The following is a 17,250-nucleotide window of genomic DNA, read 5'->3' as shown; positions in this document are numbered from 1 at the left end:
CTGTTATCTTCTTTGAATTATTTTGAACTTTCTGCTAACTTCTCCACAGCTTTTTGAGCTGCCTCTAATGCTTCTTTAGGCGTTTGCTCACCTAACAACGCTTTTTCAAACTCAGGATTAACTAAGTTATTTAGATCAGGCGCCTCCAATGGAAACGGAGTTAAGATTGTATGCTCCATATTCGTAATGGCTGCATCAAAAACCCTCTTGCTATCTTCATCAAATTCAGAACTATTTGCAGCATTTTCTGAACCTTCAATATTGGCCACATTATCAAAGTTTTGAACTGCCCAATATTCTTGTGCTTCAGGACCTGTTAAATATTTAATAAATTCCCATGATGCTTCGGGATTCTTTGCACCGAATGGTACTTCTGCTACAAATCCTTCACCCCATACAGTATGGCCATTACCTGGCTCCATCTCTGGCATTGGAGCAACACCAAAATCCATTCCATTTCCAAAGTCACGAATTTTTGTAAACGCATCAGTTGGAGTTGTCACAACCATTCCTAATTTTCCAGATATGAATGGATCTGCTTGATCTTGACCAAATTCAGCTTTAAATGCATTAATCACATCGTCTCCATACTGTTGTTCATAATCATATACCCATTGGAGCGCTTCTTCTGCTTTAGGCTCATTAATGATTGGTTTAGCATTTTCGTAGTCCCAGTTACCGTGACCTGTTGCATTTAGAGTCCAGATATCCGGTCCAATTTTATGTCTTGGTAAGAAGCCGATCCTTGTATAACGCTTCCCTGCTTTTTGATCAATCTTCTTGGCAAATTCTTGTAATTCATCCCAAGTTTTTGGAGGTTGATCTGGGTCTAAGCCAACTTCTTTAAAAATATCTTTGTTCCAGAAAAGTAAACGAGTGTCTGTATTAAAAGGTACCGCATATGGCTCACCATCATGAACAACTGCATTCCATAATTCTGGATAATACTGATCTTTTATACTTGTATCTTGTTCAAAGAATTTTCCTAAACTTTCGTTTTGCTTCTTATCAGCACGCTGTCTTACTGTATTTATGTCATTGATGATCACATCTGGGGGATTACCAGCAGCTACTGCAGCTAGCTCTTTTGTCCAAATATCTCCCCATGGAAGATATGTATGTTTAACATGGATTTTATCTTGGGAGTTGTTAAAGTCTTCAATAATTTTTTCGATAATTGGTCTCCGTGTTTCTGAACCCCAGAATGTCCAAAAATCAAGCTCTACGACTTCTTCGGATCCCCCATCTTTCGATTTGTTTGATTCTTCATTTGTTGTGGCTTCTTCATTTCCCGAACACCCTACTAGGAACGTTCCCAAGCTCATTACTAAAACCAATAGCAAAGATAAAGATTTTTTGATACTGCTCATACTTTTTCCCCCTTTGTTATAAAACTTTCTTCACCTAGAAACTCACAGAAAAAACTAGATTACTAGTAAATTATGGTGAAAAATCATGCTGCCCGAGGAGTTAGATCGAATATACTCATTCTTCTTGTTGTTTGTTTGTGGTTTATTAACTGTTTTTGTGAGTTTTTGTTGGCTTGTTCTTATTATCTATGTATACGCTTTCAATGTCAACAATATTTTGATAACTTTACAATGTATTTTCAGATAAAAAATCGATGAATAACTACAAAATCCATCAAAATCTTATGCTTCAACTTAATTTTAACCGAGAAATTGCTAAATCTTATCATAAAAAGAACACAAAATCCTCCCAACAACAACAGGGATAAACACACTTTCCAACATAACTCCACTAAAAACCAATAAAATTGAAAATATAAAAAAATGAACCCTTAAAAAGAGTTCATCTTACAGTAGGACGCTAAATATCTACTTTTACACTAGGGTCAAGTGCTTCCATTGCTTTTAGAGCAACAGCTAGAGAATTCACACTATCTTTATATGTTGATCGTATATGGTCAGGGTTGTTTTCAGCTACCGCGTTTGCGAACGCTTCCAATTCTAGGTGATATAAAGAATGTTCATTTGATTCAAAGCAAACTGTCTCATCGTCTATTTTTCCACTAACTCTCCCTTTAACAAGATCAAGAGTTATGTGTAGCTCATGTGATATCAACTCAATTTGTGTAAATACATCAGGGTATGACCAAGTATGAGTATGATTTTGCAAGGTTCCATTTTTATATCTCATCGTAAGGCTAAAACTATCTTCTACGGTAAAGTCATTTGCTTTAGGGACAACAAGATTATCTTGATAACCTGTTAATTGATCTACTTCCCCTAATAGATAACGAGATAAATCAAAGATATGGATGGCTTGATCAAAGGCAGGACCACCAGAGCGTTCCCTATCAAAAAACCAACGAGGCCAATTCGGACGAAGAGCAAGTCCATCAAGCATAGCACTTCGAACTAACGTTATTCTTCTATCAGAAATTAGTTTCTTTGTGAATTTTACAGCAGGACTATATCGATACATAAAGCCAACACTGTTCATAACACCTGTTTTTTCTAAAATCTCTTGTACTTTATTTGCCGTTCCTAGATCTTTCGCTGGCGGTTTTTCTATAAAACAATGAATTCCTCTTTCAGCAGCTTCTCTGACAAGAAACTCTCTTATTTCAGGTGGTGTACAGATAATAACCCCATCAGGCTTTGTTTCTTCTAGCATCTCAACATAGCTAGTAAAACCCTGAATGGAGAATTTTGTTGAAGCTTTTTTTAACATGTCCTCGTTTACATCGCAAACACCTACTACTTGTATGTTCTTCATATTTTGCATCGTATTCAAATGACCTTGTCCCTGCCATCCTGTTCCAACCAGAGCAATACGTATCATATGTTTCATCACTCCTCTTTTTGGCCTTGGTATTTGATCTTACAGTTCAACCGAATTTGTTTCAATGACCTTTTTATCTAGCGATTCTCGTACCCATTTAAGGGCAACAGCACAATCCTTAGTAGGGTCGTAACTCCCTGATTCTTGTTCAATTGAAAGTGTTTGATCATATTTAATTTCTTTTAAGGCATCTATACAGGCCTCAATGTTTGCAATACCAGAACCTAAAGCTACCGGATTATGTTTTCCAACTTCATTTACATCCTTTAAATGGACATGGATTAGTGAGTCTTTCAATAGACGAAGTGCCTCAGGTGCAGAAAAACCCTGTGTTGCATACCAACCTGTATCAACTGCAGTTCCAAGTAAATCACTATAATCTCCTATAATGGCCTTAATCTCATCTGGATGTTTTTCTGGGTGATTTTCAACAGCTACTCTCATTTCATATTCTTTACACAACCCGTAAATAACTGGAGCGGCTTCTTTGGATATACCACTAGTAATTAAGCTTATTCCTAGCATTCTAGCTGTTTCAAAACAAAGTTTTGTCCATCTAGGGTGTCTTACTGGATCACCTAGAGAACAAGAGTATGAGTACACACTTAATCCGTGTTGTTCCCAAATAGCTTTTAACTCACCAGCTAAATCAGGGGTCATAAATTTTGGAAAGGCATGACCCATCCATAGCTCCATATGATCAAAACCAGCTTCATGAATATCACGACATATACGATCAAATTCGGCTAAGCTAAAGTTCTCAATTACTTTTCGTTCTGCATCTCCCCATAAATCCATACTTGTTTGGTAATTTGTTGCTCGTGCAAAATAATTTGCTGATTGAAAACCAATGATCAAATATTATTCACCTCTTTTAACATATTGGGACCCTTCTAAACACTGATTGATGAATACCCTTACATTTTTCGTGAATGCAAACTATTACTCTCATAATTTGGAGAGGTCCTTGATTGATTACAATATTCTAATGAATTTAAGCTGTCAAGGTTATTGTTATTCAAAAAACGCTAATCATATTTCTTTTTATCTCCACTTTTTAGTAAGAAAGTAGCTTTTTTACATGTCCATTCATCCCTTTAGGATCAATGCAAAATGAAAAATAGTTAAGACACCCTGACATACTAGAAATAGATATGATACTGGAGCAGTTAGCAAACCTTGTCAAAATGGCGACAATTGCTCCAGAGCTTCGAGGAGGACTGGGCTCGTTTAAAAATAGTAATAGAAGGTATAGTTGTTGCTATTGATCATTCTGATGCTACATATGAAGAAACAGAAGGAGCGTTTAAGTCCTACAAGCAATGAGTTTAGGAGACGGGACCTTTATTTGGTGGATACCACGTATCTGTAAAGGATGGAGTAGCAAGGTTAAAGGATGGAACACTAGCTTCTAGTAAAGTTAAAATGAATGAGGCATTGAAAAAAACAGGTGAATGCGGCATACCGCTGTGGGATGCGGACATGATAAAGGGAGGATTTCAAAAGAGGCGGATGCAGACCTAGTGCTGCTTAAAGAATATTATAACGTTACCTGGACAATGATTGGTGGAATGGTCTATAGTCCGACTAAAACACATACTTTATATAATCCTTACACTTGTATCATGACGAAATAAGCAGACCCATTGACTGGTCTGCTTATTATATCTTTTGTACTTTATACTCGAATATGCCCATCCTTGGGACACCTTTACTTATCCAAATACTTTCGCTAGTTCTTCTTTATCTTGCTCAAGCCAAAAACGCATTAGACGTTTTGCTCCTTCTAAATCATGAAGCTTTGCTTGGCCACACTGTTTTTCGTTTGCAGCTGGAATTTCTGTAATTTCAACTGCTGTTTTCATTGTATCTTCAAGAAGATCAATAATTTCATTTACCTCAGGCTTACCACTTACAACTAAATAGTATCCGGTTTGACATCCCATTGGTGATATATCAATAATATCGAAGTGATCATATTTCTCAGCATGTTCACGAATATTGAATGCCAATAAATGTTCCAATGTATGAATTATATCAGGTTTCATCGCTTGTTTATTTGGCTGACAAAAACGAATATCAAATTTATTTACTTCACCATCACTGCCCACTTTATGAACACCACAGTGGCGAACATACGGAGCCTTTACGGCGTTATGATCTAATTCAAAGCTTTCAACGGAAGGCATACTCTTTCACTCCTATAAAAAAATAAGTCCTAATTCATTGTATCATAGGTAAAGTTAATAGCGTATGATAACCTCTTTTAGTATAGTAAATAGTAACAAAAGCGATTAGACAATTTTATTGGAAAAGAAGGTCAATTATGAAAAACATATTTATCCTTACCATTCGGTTCTACCAAAAATTCATTTCACCAATTAAACCTCCAACTTGTCGCTTCTACCCTACATGCTCACACTACGGTATAGAGGCTATTCAACGCTTTGGAATCCTAAAAGGAGGATATTTGACGATTAAACGGATTTTGAAATGCCATCCTTTTCACCCGGGCGGCATAGATCTTGTACCTGAAAAGAAAAAAGAGAATTAATCTTCATATCCATTCACAACAACATCTAATTTTCCTGTTGAAGGATCAATAACAAGTCCATGTACTGGAATACCGCTAGCAAGGAATGGATGGTTTTTAATAGTTTCTACACTATCACGCACACTGTCTTCAACGTTATTGAATCCTTTTAACCATTGATCTAAATCGACCCCGGCATACTTAACTGTGTCGATTTTCTCTTTATCCACACCTTTTTCGATAGCTTTAGAAAGAAATGATTCTGGACTGAGTTTACTCATCCCGCAATCATGGTGACCAATGACACAAATTTCATCTGCCTTTAATTCATATACAGCAACCAATATACTTCTCATAATACTTCCAAATGGATGTGCTACAATTGCACCTGCACTTTTAACAATTTTCACATCACCATTTCGCACATTCATTGCTTGAGGAAGCAGCTCAACTAATCTAGTATCCATGCAAGAAAGAACAACAAGCTTTTTCTCTGGAAATTTCGTTGTCTCAAACTTTTCGAATTCTTTATTTGCTACAAACTTTTCATTATGTGCTAAAATTTCATCTACGATTCTCATGTTCTATCTCCTCCATAAAAAATAACTTTTAAATAAATATACCATATCTCTTGAGTTATCACTAATTTTAGATTACTATATTACTTGTTCAAATCGAAACAGTTACTATTTATCTTCTAAAAAATAAAAAATTAGTTCTCAATTCGGAATGATTAAGATATAATAATGAAGGCTTAATCGTAATCATACTGATTTATTGAAAGGAGATCACGAAAAGTGAAAAAATATTTACTATCATTAAGCACCATGCTCTTTATATCTAGTATACTAGTTGGTTGCAACAGTAATGGAGATACATCCTCCTCACAATCCTCCGAACCTGCAACTGATTCGGATACACTTAAAATTTACACAACACTGTACCCACTGGAAGATTTCACAAAAAAAATTGGTGGAGATTTAGTAGAAGTTGAAAACGTCATTCCTCCAGGTGCCGATGCACATACATTTGAACCATCTACAAAAGATATGGTAAACATTGCTGAAGCAGATGGTTTTATCTATTCAGGTGTAGGATTTGAATCCTTTGCTGAAAAAGCACAAGAATCACTTAAAGATGAAGATGTCACATTCATAAATGCAGGCGAAGATATCGAACTATTAGATCAAACAGAACACTCCCATGAGGAAGTTGCTACTGAGGAAGAACATTCCCATGAGGAAGCAGAGCATTCTCACGATGAAGCAGCTCATGAGGATGAACATACTCATGAGGAAGCTGCAACAGAAGAAGAACATGTGCACGATCATGGGGATACAGATCCACATGTATGGATGGACCCAATTCTTTCTATTCAATTAGCAGAAAACATTAAAAACGCATTGACTGAATTACATCCTGATGGAAAAGAAACATTTGAAAATAACTTTGAGGCTTTGAAAACACAATTAAATGAATTAGATCAATCTTTCTCAGACGTTATCAATAAAGCAAGCAAAAGGGAAATTTTAGTTTCACATGCTGCATATGGGTATTGGGAAAGCCGTTATGGCATTGAACAAATTAGTGTTTTAGGTTTGTCTCCAACCCAGGAACCTTCACAAAAGGAATTACAAACAATCATTGAAACGGCTAAAGAACATGATATTAAATATATTATTTTTGAAACGAATGTAAGTAGTAATGTAACTGATATCGTACAGTCAGAAATTGGTGCAGAAGCATTAACTTTAAACAATTTAGAAACACTTACCGATGAAGATATTACTAATAAAGAAGATTACTTTAGCATTATGAAGAAAAACATTGAAACATTAGAAAAGGCACTGAACTGAGGAATGAAGTGAGCGTGATAAACGCTCACTTTTTTTTATGTTTATAATTAGCAAAACTAGAAGAATATTCTTTAGAAAATAGTGGACACTATGGTTGATTACGACAAGAGTGGAAAGAGAAAGGCGGATCATGATGGATGATTTAGTTTTAGCACGTTCACTGTTCGGAACAACCATGGGTTTCCATATTATTTTTGCAACACTGGGGGTTGGGCTTCCCTTAATGATATTATGTGCGGAGCTGCTTTTCCAGAAAACAAAAGACCAGGATTATGCCGTCATGGCTAAACGGTGGACAAAAGGTCAAGCTGTTCTATTAGGCGTTGCTATACCTACTGGAACAATTGCTGGTGTTCAACTTGCATTATTGTGGCCGGGTTTTATGGAGGTTATTGGTAGAGTTATGTCCTTACCATTTCAAATTGAAATATATGCCTTTTTTATAGAAGCCTTATTTATGTCTATTTATGTGTATGCCGCTGATCGTATTTCACCTAAAATGCGAATTCTTAGTGTCACACTTGTCCTTATTGGAGCTAGTGCCTCAGCTGTCTTAATTACAAATGTACATGCCTTTGAGGGAACTCCTGCCGGGTTTCAAATTGAAAATGGAGAAATTGTTGATGTCGATCCATGGGCGGCTTTTTTTAATCCCAGCTTCTTTATTTCAGCTGCACATGTTGCAGTTTCGGCCTACATGACCGGTGCATTTATGATTAGTACGATTGCAGCTTTTAAAATGTTAAAAAACAAGCGTAACGAACGAGTCTATCTATTTCATCGGAAGGCTCTCATACTTAGCTTGATTGTTGGTGGGATTTTCTCTCTTTTAACTGCTCTTAATGGTCACGAATCCGCACAAATGCTCCATGAATATCAGCCGGAAAAACTCGCTGCAGCAGAGGGACTTTTTGAAACACAAGATTATGCCCCTTTAGCAATCGGAGGATTTACAGATCGTGAGACACAGGAAATAAAATTCGCAATTGAAATACCTTGGGCGCTAAGTTTTCTTGCAGGCAATAGCTTTGAAACAGTCGTAATTGGATTAAATGACTTTCCAGAGGAATATTGGCCACCTTTATTTGTTCATACATTATTCAATGGTATGGTTCTTATCGGCAGCTTTCTCATATTTTTATCGATCGCCGGATTTATTTGGCATAAATTTTTAAAGAAAAAGCATTTTCCAAAACTATTTATGTATGCATTCGTTATTGCAGGTCCTCTCTCTCTCCTTTCCATTGAGTTCGGTTGGATATTTGCTTGTACAGGGAGGCAACCATGGGTTATCTACCGAATCTTAGCGACTGAAGATGTCGTTACAGGCTCAACCCAAATCGGAATTTTATTTTTACTCTTTTCGCTTATCTATGTTATTTTAGCAATCGCTGTTTTGGCTGTTCTAAAATATTATTTCAAACGTCATCCTGTTGAGCACGAGCTTGACGGTGGAAGCCTACAGCAAAATGATGTAAGTATTACCTAATCTAAAAGAGGTGAAACAATATGACCGCAGATTCGTTACTCGCAATCACTGTACTCTGGGGATTCGTTTTTATCTATGCTGTAATGGCAACGATGGATTTTGGAGCAGGCTTTTGGTCGATGATTTATTTTAATAAAGAAAAAACAAATGCAACGAATATCGCAAACCGTTATTTATCACCTACCTGGGAAGTAACGAATGTTTTTATTGTGGCGATCGTCATTGCCCTTGTGAGCTTTTTTCCTGGTGCCACCTTTATTCTCGGAACAGTATTATTGATTCCAGGAAGTTTCATCTTAATTTTACTGGCACTGCGCAGTGGATTTTTAGTATTTTCTCATGTAGCAAAAGATTATGAAAAAGGGCTAACTTACGTTTCAGGAATATCCGGATTTATAATACCTGCCCTTCTTATGCTTGTTTTACCTATTACTCATGGTGGTTATATAGAGCAAATTAATGAAGTTCATCAACTTAACTTTGCTGCCTTGTTTACTAGCCCGAATATATATGCCTTTATGGGCTTTGCCATAAGTAGCACACTTTTTTTATCATCATTACTATTAGCTGATTACTCGAATGTTGCAGATGAACTGGAAGCATATCGGGTTTACCGAAGAGATGCTCTGATCCTAGGTCCCATCTCATTATTAATGGCCTTTTTGATCATGATTACTCTAAGGATTGAAGCTAATTGGTTATATACAAACATGCTTGACTATTTGCCATTTTTAATCGGGTCTGTTCTTCTTTTTATCCTTGCAGGTGCTGCACTATTCATTCCATCAGGGAGACATAAGGGACGAATTGGACGCCCCAGACTTGCAGTTATCGCAGTAACTATACAATATCTCCTAGCGAGTTATGCATACGGAAGGGCCCATTTACCATATATGATTTATCCTGATGTAACTATTGAATCCGGCTTTACACACCCAAATACATTTAGAGCTCTATTTGTAACATATATTGTAGGTTTCCTTATTTTATTTCCAGGATTTGTTTACTTTTGGAAGTTGTTTATGAAGGATAAGCGCTATTTAAAGCAAAATGAATCCTAGATCTATGAATAAGAATGCCATTTTGGTAAAAAATAAAAACGATATCATTGCGTTGGGGGGAAATGAATAATGAAGGAAAGCCTTATTGAATCATTTCGTCATGAAGTTAAACATTCTAATGCAGATTCTTTTCCTATGTTTGTCGATTCTTTTACAAATTTATGGGATTATGAATTCGGTTCATTAGATGATCTTCCACAGGATGTGGATGAGTTAGTAGCTGATCGCGCAATTGAATATGGGTTGATGGAATAAAACATAATAGATTTGGTTGAATACTTAATAATCCCGGTACAATACGACCGGGATTTTCCTTTAAATTAATTTCCAACAGTTGCTGTTTTTGATGTTGCTTTTGATAGCTTTTTCTGAGCACGTTTTTTTGCAATCAGTCCATGCTTTGGCGAGAAGAGGAACGCTAAGGCAAAAAGAATTCCTGTAGAAGTGGCCATAGCTCCAGCTATTGACACATTAAGAAAAGAAGCCATGTAATATCCACTTATCGCTGAAATAACACCGATACCAGCACTAATAAATAACATTCTCAGCAATTTATCTGTTAATAAATAGGCTGTAGAGGCTGGAACAATAAGCATAGCCACAACTAATATAGCCCCCACACTATCAAAGGATGCAACAGTTGTAATCGAAAGCATCCCCATTTGTAAATAATGAATAAATAACACTGGGATACCAATTGCTACAGCCATTTCTGGATCAAACGAACTAATCTTAAATTCTTTATAAAAAAAGATAATGATCAGTAAATTAACGATGAACACAAAGGATAAGAGCCAGACTGCTTTAGGTCCTAATTCCATCCCATTCCATTGCACTGTATCCCAGGGAATAAATGTGATCTCACCCATCAGTGCATGGTCAACATCCAAATGGATATCCCCTGCAAACACCGACAAGAGAATAACCCCGACTGCAAAAAGAGATGTAAAGACAATTCCTATTGCCGCATCTCCTTGAACACCTTTTCCACTTAACACCTGAACAAGCAATGCAGTTAATAGTCCCACTACTACTGCACCAATTAATAAAGAAGGTCCATCTAAGCTGCGGCTAACTAAATACCCACCGACAATACCCAATAAAACTGTATGTGAGATAGCATCGGCCAGCATCGCCATTTTTCTTACAACAAGAAAACATCCAATCATCGCACATGTAATACCTACTAATGAACCAGTGATGATAATCCATGCATCATAAGTCATTAATCATCATCCTCCGATCGCCAATATTTACTGACTTTGGCATTAATAATGGTGCACGGTTATGAATGCGTAACAGTTTTAAAAGCTGGTCCTTTGTTTCATTCGAAATAGTAGTTAAATTAAGGTCATCTCGCGTTTTTAGCTTCAGATGAGCAAACTCCATTTCATGCATTAAATACATTTCATACAAACGCTGTTGCAATACAAGATCATAGCCTGCTTCAATTCCCTTATCTGTTAACATCCAACTACCAGACATCGTTCTACTAATGAATTCTTTCTTTTCCAATACATTTATCGCATATTGGAAAAGGCTTGATGAAACCTTACGCTTTATAAGAACATCAGCCTCTGTAATGTCACGAAGATTTCCTCCTTCTGCAACATCATAAAAGCTTAGGAAAATTTGTTCTGCTGCTGTTCGTTTTCTAAGCGACAATTGCTTTAGAGCCTTGGCAAGTAACCCTCGTTTTGGCGCAAACACTAATGAAATGATAAACATGATCGTAGCTGCCACAATAATAAGTGGACCTGTTGCCATACCTTCCATTATCGTACTCAATAATGTCCCAATTACTCCTGACACTCCACCAATAAATCCTGAAATAATAATCATGGAACTTAATCTCTCGGTCCAATACCTTGCACTAATCGCTGGAGTAATAAGCATGGCTGCCATTAATACAACTCCGACAGTCTGTAATCCAATAACCACTGAACATACAATTAATAAAAGTAATAGTCCATTAAAAAATTTAGCCGGTATTCCAATTCCCCTTGCGAATTGTGGATCGAATGTTAGTAATTTAAATTCTTTATAAAAGATAGCCGTTATCGCCAGCAAAATTAAGGCAATAATCGTAATTAATTGAACATCAGCCCCAACCATGGAAGCAGCCTGCCCAAATATAAAGTCATCCAGCCCACTTTGATTACCAGCTCCATTATGCTGAATATAGGTTAGAAGAACAATACCAAATCCAAAAAATACTGAGATTATAATTCCCAGTGCAGAATCTTCCTTTATCTTAGAATGATTGATAATCACTTGGATGATAAAAGACGAAATTAACCCTGCAATCACTGCACCGACCAAAAACCAAATCAGCGATTTTGAACCATATAATAAATAGGCGATACAGACTCCTGGAAGGGCAGCATGTGCCATGGCATCCCCAATTAAACTTTGCTTTCTTAATAAGGTAAAGCTCCCAACAACCCCACTGGCAATACCAAGGAGCATTGTGCCAAGTAACACCCATTGGGTATTCGGATTTTGAAGTTGTAACATGAGTTCTTCAAACATTTCCTTCACTCCTATTTTTCTCTAAAGGGACATTTCCTGCAATTGGTTTTCCCTAAAATTTCACTTTTTTGTTTTGGTTACTCATTTCCCTTCAACAACAACAGATTGGTCTTGTAAAAATGTGAGTTTTCCACCGTACGTTTTTTGAAGATTATCGATCGTGAAGGTTTCTTTTGTTGGACCAAAAGCAACCTTTCTCATATTTAATAGGAGAACCCAATCAAAATACTCCTCTACTGTTTGTAAATCATGATGAACGACAAGAACTGTCTTACCCTTGGCTTTTAATTCGTTTAATAAAGCAATAATCGCTTTTTCAGTTGCTGCATCAACTCCCACAAACGGTTCATCCATAAAATATACATCGGCATCCTGAGCTAGAGCTCTTGCTAAAAATACCCTTTGTTGTTGACCACCAGATAGCTGGCTTATTTGGCGATTTTCAAATTCAAGCATTCCTACTTTTTTCAGACACTCTCTTGCAAATTCTACGTCTTTTTTACCTGGACGTTTAAACCAACCAACATGCCCATATCTACCCATTAGAACAACATCTAAGGCATTAGTTGGAAAATCCCAATCAACAGAGCCGCGCTGTGGAACATATCCAACACGTTTGCGTTGCTTTTTATATTGCTCTCCAAAAATATTCACTTCACCAGAAGCAATAGGGATTAACCCTAAGACCCCTTTAATTAAAGTCGATTTTCCTGCTCCATTCGGTCCAATTATTCCTATTAATTTTCCTTCGGGTACATCAAAACTTACCTCCTGTAAAACAGGTTTCTGATGGTAAGCAACTGTTAAATTTTCAACTGTAACAGGATTCATCTATCACACCAACCTTACTTCATAATCATAGAATGATTGTTCGAAAATATTAATCTACTAAAAATACACCGATAGCTAAGAAAAGACCGAGTTCTCTTCTTAGCTATCGATTCTTTCTTATTTTAAAGAAGATACAATCGTATCAACATTATGTTTAAACATCCCAATATATGTTCCCTCTTCTGTTCCTTCCTCACCCATTGCATCAGAGAAAAGTTCACCACCAATGACAACTTCGTGACCTTGTTTTTTTGCACCTTCGACTACTGCGCTAATTGACTTTTCCGAGATACTACTTTCAATAAAGACTGCTTTGATGTTTGAATCTACTAAAGTATCAACAAGACTTTGAACATCTTTTAATCCATATTCTGCATCAGTACTTAGTCCTTGTAACCCCATAACTTCTAAACCATATGCGTGGCCGAAATAGGCAAATGCATCATGAGCTGTTACAAGCACACGGCTTTCTTCAGGAATTGATTGGATTTGATCTTTTGCATATTGATCCATTTCTTCTAATTCTTGTTTGTAATTTGCAGCATTCTCTTTGAATAGTTCCGCATTTTCCGGAGATTGTTTTGTTAATTCTTCTTCAACAGCATCAACAGCATGTGTCCAAGCTTGGATATTAAACCAAACGTGTGGGTCATGAGCGTTTGAATCATCATCTGCTGTTAGAAGCATATCCTCTGGGACCGATTCCCCCACAGCTACTATCGTTTTTTCCTCTGACATTTTTTCAAAAATCTCACCCATCTTACCTTCTAGATGAAGTCCATTATAAAAGATCATGTCAGCATCATTTAGTTTTTTAATATCACCTTGAGAAGCTTGGTAGAGGTGTGGATCAACTCCTGGCCCCATTAATGAAGTCACTTCTACTTGATCTCCACCTACATTTTTGACTACGTCTGCAACTTGACCTGTAGTAGTTGTCACTTGAATTGTTTCACTAGAACTCTCATTTCCATTGTTTGAATCTCCACTTGTTTGACCACTGCCACATGCCGTTAATAGAAATACTGTTAAAATACTGATTCCTACACCTGCCAACCATTTTTTCACCTTTTTCTCCTCCATTCACATTTTTTAGATGAAACGTTAGAACTTCTCCTAGGTCAAAAGTAGTCTATGTTGTTTTTTTAGGATGCGTGCTATTTTTTTTACTTTTCTCACCTTTTATTGTCCCAACTAAAAAAGTTTCCTTAATGCAACAATAAAACATTATAAAATTTATGTCAACTATGTTTTCTCAATTCAAAAAACACGATTTACCATCCAGAATGGTGGAAGTCGATGATTTTCCTTATGCTTTCATCCTTTAATGTTGTTAATTTTTTTAATTACAAAAAAAAGGATAACTCCCTATATGATGATAGGCTAGTTATCCTAAATGAGCAGAAAGAGAAACTTCACATATATAATTTGTTTTTCTTTCAGTGTAAAGTATACGGTTTTAAAGGAATTTTTAAAAATCGTTATTTTCCATTTATATAGTCAATTTATAAATAAAAATCAGTTTTTCGCTTAAATAAAATTCAATTTTAGAAATTCAAAAGACTATTTTGTTAGTGTAGTGATCGAAGAGGTGTATTCCTTTAAAACTTCTCTGTTAATGTCATAGCCTATTCCCGGTCCTGCAGGAACAGGGATTTTGCCTTTTACTGTTTTTATTTCCGGGAAAACGATATCTTGTTCCCAATATCTAGAGAATGAAGAAATGTCACCTGGAATTGTAAAGTTTGGTAATGATGCCAACGCAATATTGTGTGCACGGGATATACTTGTTTCCAACATTCCGCCACACCACACAGGAATTCCATTTTTCTGGCATAAATCATGAATTTTCTTTGATTCTGTTAGCCCACCGACACGACCGGGTTTTATGTTCATTATTTTACAGCTGCCAAGTTCAATTGCTTTTCTCGCATCTTCACTTGTTACTATGCTTTCATCTAAACAAATTGGAGTCGTTATTTTCTCTTGGAGCTTTGCATGATCAATAATATCATCTGCTGCCAACGGTTGTTCAATCATCATTAAGTTAAATTGATCAAGCTCTTTTAATTGTTCAATATCATCTAATGTATAAGATGAATTGGCATCAGCCATTAATGGAAGATCTGGAAACGTCTTTCGGATCTCTTGCAGTAGTTGCATGTCCTGTGCAGGTGAAATCTTTATTTTAAATCGTTTGTATCCCTCTTCATAGTAGCGGGAAATTTGGTCAATCATACTTGAAATTGAAGTAATACCAACGACAACACCACATTCTATCTCGTTTCTTGTCCCTCCTAAAGCGGATGATAAAGAGATGTTTTTCTTTTTAGCATAAATATCCCATATGGCTCCTTCGAGAGATGCTTTGGCCATTTGATTTCGTTTCACTTTATGAAAAATGAACTGAAGTTCCTCCGGATGTTCAATTGTTTGAGAAATTGTTAATGGAACCAAAATATCTTTTAACAGATGAAAACATGTTGAAGTCGTTTCCTCTGTGTACCAGGGAGTTGAAAATGCTACTATTTCCCCCCATCCGCTTATTCCTTCAGAATCCATAACCTCTACTAATATACTGTCACGGTCTGTTACATGGCCTATGCTTGATGTAAATGGAGTTTTTAACGTTTGCGAAATATGGTGTAATGTTACTTTTTCTATTTTAATCATTTCAAAAATCCTTTTAATTTTCTTCTCAATAGTTTATTTGAAGCATTTCTTGGCAGTTCATCCAAAAATGTAATCCCCTTAGGTACTTTATAGCGGGCAAGATGATTTTGACAGTACATTAAAAGTTGATCATCACTAATCGTCCTATTTGAAACAATAAAAGCATATGGAACTTGTCCCCATTTCTCATCATCAATTCCGATAACTCCGGCATCAGTAACTGCTTGATGTGATAATAAAACATTTTCGATTTCTGCAGGATAAACATTTTCGCCACCTGATATGATTAAATCTGATCGTCTGTCCAGTACAAATAAAAACCCGTCTTCATCAATGTAACCTTGGTCACCAGTATGAAACCACCCTTCTGTAAATGCCTTTTGGGTGGCTTCTTCACGCTTCCAATAACCTTTTGTGATATTTGGACCCTTTACAAGGATTTCTCCTTCTTCATATGCGGAACAGTCTTCCCCATCTTTCATTATTTTCATTTGACAGGAAAACAATGGTTTACCAGCTGAGCCTAGCTTTTTAATACTATATTCAGGTGAAAGTGTAACAATTTGTGATGCTGTCTCTGTCATCCCATATGTTTGAAATACTGGAATTTTCCTTTCAATGGCTTTTTCAAGCACACCTCTTGGAACTGGTCCTCCCCCTGCTAACATACAGCGAAAAGTTTCTGGATATTTCTCATTACCTAACTTATCCAGCATTTGGTTAAGCATTGTGGTAACGACAGATACAATTGTTACTCCTTCTTCCATAATTGCTCGATTCATTTTTTCCGCATTGAATCGTTCGAACAATACAATTCCAATACCATAAATCACACTTCGAAACAAAATAGATAACCCGCTAATATGAAACAAAGGCACAGCCAATAACCAACGGTCATCCGAATTAATGCCAAGGTTGAGGGCAGAGCCAATTGAACTTGACCAATGATTCCCAAAAGTCTGCATAACACCTTTTGGATGACCTGTTGTTCCCGAGGTATACATAATCGTTGCGACTTGATCAGTTGTATACCCTTCCGTTAAATAATCAATACCCAGGCTACTTTTTTCATGTAATTTCTCAACGATGATTACATTTATCTCTTCATCAACTTGAAATAAAAATTCTTCATGACAAATTAAATGCTTTGCCTGAACATCTGACAGTTGCCAAGCAATTTCTTTCCTAGTTAGCCGGTTATTTAATAAAACAGCTACAGCACCTATAGAGAAAATAGCATGAATGATCTCAATCATCTCTACACTGTTTTTCATTAATACTCCAACATGCTCACCTTTTTTCACATTTAGAGCTACTAATTGATTTATTTGTAGTTGAACACGTTGATATAGCTCACAAAAAGTCAAATCACCTTCATCTGTTTTGATAGCTAAACGATCAGGGGTAAGTTCAGCCCGCTGCTTTAACCAATTAGGATATGATTGGTTCATAAGATCACCTCCAATA

18 protein-coding genes are annotated in these 17,250 nt (G+C 36.4%); 7 read left to right on the top strand and 11 right to left on the bottom strand.

The genetic code is table 11. The features are described from left to right. Positions 1-17: 17 nt before the first annotated feature. The 3 genes from LC095_RS12235 to LC095_RS12225 all read right to left on the bottom strand — a co-directional run bounded on the left by LC095_RS12235 (position 18) and on the right by LC095_RS12225 (position 3,666). Positions 18-1,370, bottom strand: a complete 1,353-nt coding sequence (locus LC095_RS12235; protein WP_226528416.1) for an ABC transporter substrate-binding protein — start codon at positions 1,368-1,370, stop codon at positions 18-20. A gap of 460 nt (positions 1,371-1,830) precedes the next feature. Beyond that, positions 1,831-2,808 carry a Gfo/Idh/MocA family protein gene (locus LC095_RS12230; protein ID WP_226528415.1) on the bottom strand — a complete coding sequence of 326 codons (978 nt, stop codon included), beginning with the start codon at positions 2,806-2,808 and terminating at the stop codon, positions 1,831-1,833. 39 nt (positions 2,809-2,847) lie between these two features. Beyond that, positions 2,848-3,666, bottom strand: a complete 819-nt coding sequence (locus LC095_RS12225) for a sugar phosphate isomerase/epimerase family protein (RefSeq protein WP_226528414.1) — start codon at positions 3,664-3,666, stop codon at positions 2,848-2,850. Between the two features lie 321 nt (positions 3,667-3,987). Between LC095_RS12225 and LC095_RS12220 the strand changes: the two genes are divergently transcribed. Both LC095_RS12220 and LC095_RS12215 read left to right on the top strand, forming a co-directional pair. Further along, positions 3,988-4,134: a hypothetical protein gene (locus LC095_RS12220; protein WP_226528413.1), complete on the top strand. Its 147-nt coding sequence runs from the start codon at positions 3,988-3,990 to the stop codon at positions 4,132-4,134. A gap of 128 nt (positions 4,135-4,262) precedes the next feature. After that, the gene (locus LC095_RS12215) at positions 4,263-4,445 is read left to right on the top strand and encodes a hypothetical protein (RefSeq protein WP_226528412.1); all 183 of its coding nucleotides are present in this window, start codon (positions 4,263-4,265) and stop codon (positions 4,443-4,445) included. Between the two features lie 78 nt (positions 4,446-4,523). Here LC095_RS12215 and LC095_RS12210 read toward each other — a convergent pair whose 3' ends face one another. Next, positions 4,524-4,997 (bottom strand): S-ribosylhomocysteine lyase, encoded by a 474-nt coding sequence (locus tag LC095_RS12210; protein WP_226528411.1) that lies wholly within the window; start codon positions 4,995-4,997, stop codon positions 4,524-4,526. A 137-nt stretch (positions 4,998-5,134) separates the two neighbouring features. Between LC095_RS12210 and yidD the strand changes: the two genes are divergently transcribed. Beyond that, on the top strand, positions 5,135-5,362 hold the full coding sequence (gene yidD, locus LC095_RS12205) for a membrane protein insertion efficiency factor YidD (protein ID WP_226528410.1): 228 nt from the start codon (positions 5,135-5,137) through the stop codon (positions 5,360-5,362). Here yidD and LC095_RS12200 read toward each other — a convergent pair. Then, positions 5,359-5,922: a beta-class carbonic anhydrase gene (locus LC095_RS12200; protein ID WP_226528409.1), complete on the bottom strand. Its 564-nt coding sequence runs from the start codon at positions 5,920-5,922 to the stop codon at positions 5,359-5,361. The two genes, yidD and LC095_RS12200, sit on opposite strands and share 4 nt — an antisense overlap. Before the next feature lie 216 nt (positions 5,923-6,138). Here LC095_RS12200 and LC095_RS12195 point away from each other — a divergent pair, with 216 nt between their 5' ends. The 4 genes from LC095_RS12195 (at position 6,139) to LC095_RS12180 (ending at position 10,002) form a co-directional block, all read left to right on the top strand. Next, a complete protein-coding gene (locus LC095_RS12195) occupies positions 6,139-7,197 on the top strand; it encodes a metal ABC transporter substrate-binding protein (protein WP_226528408.1) in 1,059 nt (352 codons plus the stop codon). Positions 7,198-7,330: 133 nt separating this feature from the next. Further along, on the top strand, positions 7,331-8,686 hold the full coding sequence (locus tag LC095_RS12190) for a cytochrome ubiquinol oxidase subunit I (protein WP_226528407.1): 1,356 nt from the start codon (positions 7,331-7,333) through the stop codon (positions 8,684-8,686). A gap of 20 nt (positions 8,687-8,706) precedes the next feature. Continuing rightward, the gene (locus LC095_RS12185) at positions 8,707-9,747 is read left to right on the top strand and encodes a cytochrome d ubiquinol oxidase subunit II (protein ID WP_226528406.1); all 1,041 of its coding nucleotides are present in this window, start codon (positions 8,707-8,709) and stop codon (positions 9,745-9,747) included. Between the two features lie 69 nt (positions 9,748-9,816). Continuing rightward, positions 9,817-10,002 (top strand): hypothetical protein, encoded by a 186-nt coding sequence (locus LC095_RS12180; RefSeq protein ID WP_026561804.1) that lies wholly within the window; start codon positions 9,817-9,819, stop codon positions 10,000-10,002. A 65-nt stretch (positions 10,003-10,067) separates the two neighbouring features. Here LC095_RS12180 and LC095_RS12175 read toward each other — a convergent pair whose 3' ends face one another. From LC095_RS12175 to LC095_RS12150, 6 genes are all read right to left on the bottom strand, one after another. Then, on the bottom strand, positions 10,068-10,973 hold the full coding sequence (locus LC095_RS12175) for a metal ABC transporter permease (RefSeq protein WP_226528405.1): 906 nt from the start codon (positions 10,971-10,973) through the stop codon (positions 10,068-10,070). Beyond that, positions 10,963-12,279: a metal ABC transporter permease gene (locus LC095_RS12170; protein WP_226528404.1), complete on the bottom strand. Its 1,317-nt coding sequence runs from the start codon at positions 12,277-12,279 to the stop codon at positions 10,963-10,965. Before LC095_RS12170 ends, LC095_RS12175 begins: the two co-directional genes overlap by 11 nt. A gap of 81 nt (positions 12,280-12,360) precedes the next feature. Further along, positions 12,361-13,110 (bottom strand): metal ABC transporter ATP-binding protein, encoded by a 750-nt coding sequence (locus LC095_RS12165; protein ID WP_226528403.1) that lies wholly within the window; start codon positions 13,108-13,110, stop codon positions 12,361-12,363. Between the two features lie 117 nt (positions 13,111-13,227). Next, positions 13,228-14,193 carry a metal ABC transporter solute-binding protein, Zn/Mn family gene (locus LC095_RS12160; RefSeq protein WP_226528402.1) on the bottom strand — a complete coding sequence of 322 codons (966 nt, stop codon included), beginning with the start codon at positions 14,191-14,193 and terminating at the stop codon, positions 13,228-13,230. Between the two features lie 480 nt (positions 14,194-14,673). Continuing rightward, entirely contained in the window at positions 14,674-15,783 is a 1,110-nt protein-coding gene (gene menC, locus LC095_RS12155; protein ID WP_226528401.1) for an o-succinylbenzoate synthase, read from the bottom strand. After that, positions 15,780-17,234, bottom strand: a complete 1,455-nt coding sequence (locus LC095_RS12150) for an o-succinylbenzoate--CoA ligase (protein ID WP_226528400.1) — start codon at positions 17,232-17,234, stop codon at positions 15,780-15,782. The genes menC and LC095_RS12150 overlap by 4 nt, the downstream gene beginning before the upstream one ends. Between the last annotated feature and the right edge of the window lie 16 nt (positions 17,235-17,250).

The organism is Metabacillus niabensis (genome assembly GCF_020524345.1).
Taxonomy (GTDB): domain Bacteria; phylum Bacillota; class Bacilli; order Bacillales; family Bacillaceae; genus Metabacillus; species Metabacillus niabensis_B.
Note: the sequence above shows the minus strand (reverse complement) of the source record. Positions and strands in the feature narration are given on the sequence as shown.